The sequence below is a fragment of the Nonomuraea sp. NPDC049784 genome (assembly GCF_040659615.1).
Taxonomy (GTDB): Bacteria; Actinomycetota; Actinomycetes; order Streptosporangiales; family Streptosporangiaceae; genus Nonomuraea.
On sequence record NZ_JBFAMX010000826.1, the window covers coordinates 1 to 3,640 of the forward strand.

Below are 3,640 nucleotides of genomic sequence, written 5' to 3' on the forward strand. Positions count from 1 at the left end.
GATCGCGTTGCACACGGCGGCGAGCACGCCGCCGATCGTGGCGCCGACGCCCTCCAGGAGGGTCAGGGCCGTTTCGTCGCCCTGGAGGTCAGGGCGACCGAGGTCAGCGTCACGGCCGCCGCTGTCCGCCCAAGCCATGTCGGCACGGTCACTACGATGCCTCCTCGCGAAGTCCCACTTCATGGCCGACTTCACGTGGGGATACGCGTGGCACCGCCGCGGCGTTCAGTTGGCGGCCGTGGCACAGGCCAGGCCCGGTGTCCTGTCAGAGCTTGGAGACGTAGTACATGTTGCCGCCCGGCTGGAGGACGCGGGCCAGGGCGGAGGCGGTGATGGTGTGGGTGCCGCCGGTGGGCTTCCACGGGTCGTAGACGGTGATCGTGCCCGCGGCCTTGTCGTAGCCGTAGGCGATGATCGCGTGGCCGATCTCGGTGCCCTTGAGTTTGCCCTTGTTCCAGGGCAGCTGCTCCATCCATACCGTGAGCACCGGTGCCCGGTGCAGCTGGCCGATGTTGTTGGAGACCCGCTTCATGAGGACGGCCGGGTTGCCGTCCGCGTCGGTGGGCATCGTGTACTTGTATCCGCTTGACTTGACGTACGCGTTGATCACCGGCACGGCGTTCACGCCCTCGGTGCCATAGGGCGGGGCGGTCTTCATCTTCTTGGCGAGGGTCGACTGGCTGACCGCGATGCCGAAGGTCGACAGGCTCATCGACGACGAGGCGGGCACGCAGTAGACGTTGGTCTGCTGCCGCTGGCCGTCCAGGCTGAGCTGGTACTTCAGCGGCCTGACGAGCTGGTCGGACTTCGCGGTGGCGGCCGCGGACCGAGCCGCGGCGGGGGCGGCGGGGGAGGCGTAGGCCGGTGAGAGAGGGGTGAAGCAGAGCGCGCCCACCGTCGCAGCCATGGCGAGGGCGATGCCGGTCCCCGGTCTATGGTTCTTCAAGTGATCACTCCACATATGCACACAAAGAACCAAAGAGTAGTCAATGACCGCAGCGAATCGGTCAAATATGCGCAAAGAGTGATTTTGTGTGACTTATGGGACAAAAGAGGGCGGCAAATTTTGCCGTCACGGCGAGGCCAGTGCCTCCAGCGGGCGGTGGCCCGCTGGAGGCGCTCGGATTTACGGCTAAAGCTTGGAGATGTAGTACATGCCGCCCGGCTGGAGGATGCCGGCCAGGGTGGAGGCGCTGATGGTGTGGGTGCCGCCGGTGGGCTTCCACGGGTCGTAGACGGTGATGGTGCCGGCCACCTTGTCGTAGCCGTAGGCGATGATCGCGTGGCCGATCTTGGTGCCCTTGATCTTGCCCTTGTTCCAGGGCAGCTGCTCCATCCACACCCCCAGCAACGGCGCCCGGTGCAGCTGGCCCACGTTGTTCGCGACCCGGCTCATGAGGAGGAACGAGTTGCCCGCCGTGTCGGCGGGGACCGTGTACTTGTAGCCGCGGGACTTGACGTAGGCATTGACCGCCGGCAGGGCGTACGTGCGCTTGGTGCCGCCGGACGGGGTGGTCTTCATCTTCTTGGCGAGGGTCGACTGGCTGACGCTGATGCCGAAGGTCGACAGGCTCATCGACGCCGAGGCGGGCACGCAGTAGTAGTTGGTCTGCTGCCGCTGGCCCTTGAGGCTGAGCTGGTACTTCAGCGGCGCGACAAGACTCTGCGTCGTGGCGGCGGCGGACGGGGCCGCGGATGCGGCCGGGGTCGGAGTCGGGGTGGGGGAGGCGTAGGCCGGTGACAGAGCGGTGAGGCATAGGGCCGTCACGGTCACGGTGAGGGCGATGCCGCTACCCGTTCTGGGGTTCTTCACTTGATCACTCCACGCATGCACACAAAATGTAAAGAGCAGTCAAGGACCGTAGTTGATCGCTCAAATGTGTGCAAACGAGAGCTCAGTGTGACCGAGGGGGCAGAAGGGGCGCGAAGCGCTCTATGCCAGCATCGAGTGCCGGCGGCTGTAGGCGAAGTAGATGATCAGCCCGATCACGAACCAGACGGCGAACCGCAGCCACGTCACCGGATTCAGGAACGTGATCAGCCAGATCGAGAAGAGCGCCCCGATGCCCGGCACGTACGGCATTCCCGGCGTGCGGAACGAGCGAGGAAGGTCGGGCTGCCGGTAGCGGAGCACGATCACCGCCACGCACACGATCATGAAGGCCAGCAGGATCCCGATGTTCGTCAGCTCAGCCGCCTCACGGATGGGCAGGAACCCGGCGATCACCGCCGACGCGACGCCCACGATCCACGTGACCCGCGTCGGCACCCGCCGTACGGGGTGGAGCTTGGCGAACCACTGCGGCAGCAGGCCGTCCCGGCTCATCGAGAACCAGACGCGGGTGACGCCGAGCATGAACGTGAACATGACCGTGAGGATGCCGATCACGGCTCCCGCCGCGATCAGGGTCGCCAGCCCGGACAGCCCGACCGCCTTGAAAGCCGAGGAGAAGCCGCTCTCCGGGTCGATCTGCTTGTAGTTCTGCATGCCGGTGAGCACGAGCGTGGCCAGGACGTAAAGGACCATGGAGATGGCCAGCGAGTAGATGATCGCCTTCGGCATGTGCCGCTGCGCGTCCCGAGACTCCTCGGCCGCGGTGCTCATCGCGTCATAGCCGAACACCGCGAAGAACACGGTGGCGGCCCCGGTGATCGCCCCGCTGACCCCGAACGGGAAGAACGGGGTGTAGTTGGCCGGATTGATGTGGAAGAAGCCGACCACGATCACCAGCAGCACGACGGCGACCTTGAGGGCCACCACGAACGTCTCGAACCTGGCGGCGGCGCGGATCCCGAGGTTCAGCAGGAAGGCGATGAGCAGGCACAGCAGCACCGCGAACAGGTCCACCACGTGTCCCTCGCCGGTGCCGGGCGCGCCGAGCATCCACGCGGGCAGCGTGAAGCCGAGCTGCTGGACGAGGAAGCCGAAGTAGCCGGAGATGCCGATGGCCACGACCGCGACGATGGCGGTGTACTCGAGCAGCAGGTCCCAGCCGATGAACCAGCCGACGATCTCTCCCAAGACCGCGTACCCGTACGTGTAGGCCGACCCGGCCTTCGGGATCAGCCCCGCGAACTCGGCGTACGAGAACGCGGCGGCGGCGCTGGCGATCCCCGCGATGAGGAACGACACGAGCACGGCCGGCCCCGCCGTCTGGTTGGCGACCGCCCCGGCCAGGGCGAAGATGCCCGCGCCGATGATGCCGCCCACGCCGATGGCCGTGAGCTGCCACAGCCCGAGTGACCTGGACAGGTCTCCCTCGTGCTCGGTGGCGATCTGCTCCACCGGCTTGCGCCTGAAGACGCTTCGCGACGTGACCATGACGCCCTCACAGACTCCGTGGGAGCGCACTTCCCACCTGTGCCGTCTCTATGCCGAACCGTTCATCGGCGGCTGGTTGAGACGGCGCGGGAGTGGAAAGCACACGACTGTACGCCGTGATACGCACCGTTACAGGTAGGTGGCCGATGCTTGCGCACGAACCGACCACATGAGGCTCACGGATGCCCACGTGCTGGTCACCGGGGCCTCCTCGGGGATCGGGGCGGCCACCGCGCGGGCGCTGGCGGGCACCGGCGCACGGCTGACGCTGGCCGGGCGCGATCGCGAACGCCTGGCGGCCGTCGCGGCGGGGGCGGG

At 66.8% G+C, this 3,640-nt stretch carries 4 protein-coding genes; 1 reads left to right on the forward strand and 3 read right to left on the reverse strand.

All coding sequences use genetic code 11. The annotated features are described in order from the left end of the window. Nucleotides 1–265: 265 nt before the first annotated feature. The 3 genes from AB0J09_RS59250 to AB0J09_RS59260 form a co-directional block, all read right to left on the reverse strand. Entirely contained in the window at nucleotides 266–946 is a 681-nt protein-coding gene (locus tag AB0J09_RS59250) for a C39 family peptidase (protein ID WP_360712275.1), read from the reverse strand. Nucleotides 947–1,132: 186 nt separating this feature from the next. After that, on the reverse strand, nucleotides 1,133–1,813 hold the full coding sequence (locus tag AB0J09_RS59255; RefSeq protein WP_360712277.1) for a C39 family peptidase: 681 nt from the start codon (nucleotides 1,811–1,813) through the stop codon (nucleotides 1,133–1,135). Nucleotides 1,814–1,933: 120 nt separating this feature from the next. Next, nucleotides 1,934–3,322 (reverse strand): amino acid permease, encoded by a 1,389-nt coding sequence (locus tag AB0J09_RS59260; protein ID WP_360712279.1) that lies wholly within the window; start codon nucleotides 3,320–3,322, stop codon nucleotides 1,934–1,936. 169 nt (nucleotides 3,323–3,491) lie between these two features. Here AB0J09_RS59260 and AB0J09_RS59265 point away from each other — a divergent pair. Beyond that, the coding region (locus tag AB0J09_RS59265; protein ID WP_360712281.1) for an SDR family NAD(P)-dependent oxidoreductase at nucleotides 3,492–3,640 on the forward strand (149 nt) is incomplete at its 3' end.

Excerpts from the sequence above, each read along its gene's own strand:
- AB0J09_RS59260 (WP_360712279.1), bottom strand. The coding sequence starts at position 3,322 with ATGGTCACGTCGCGAAGCGTCTTCAGGCGCAAGCCGGTGGAGCAGATC.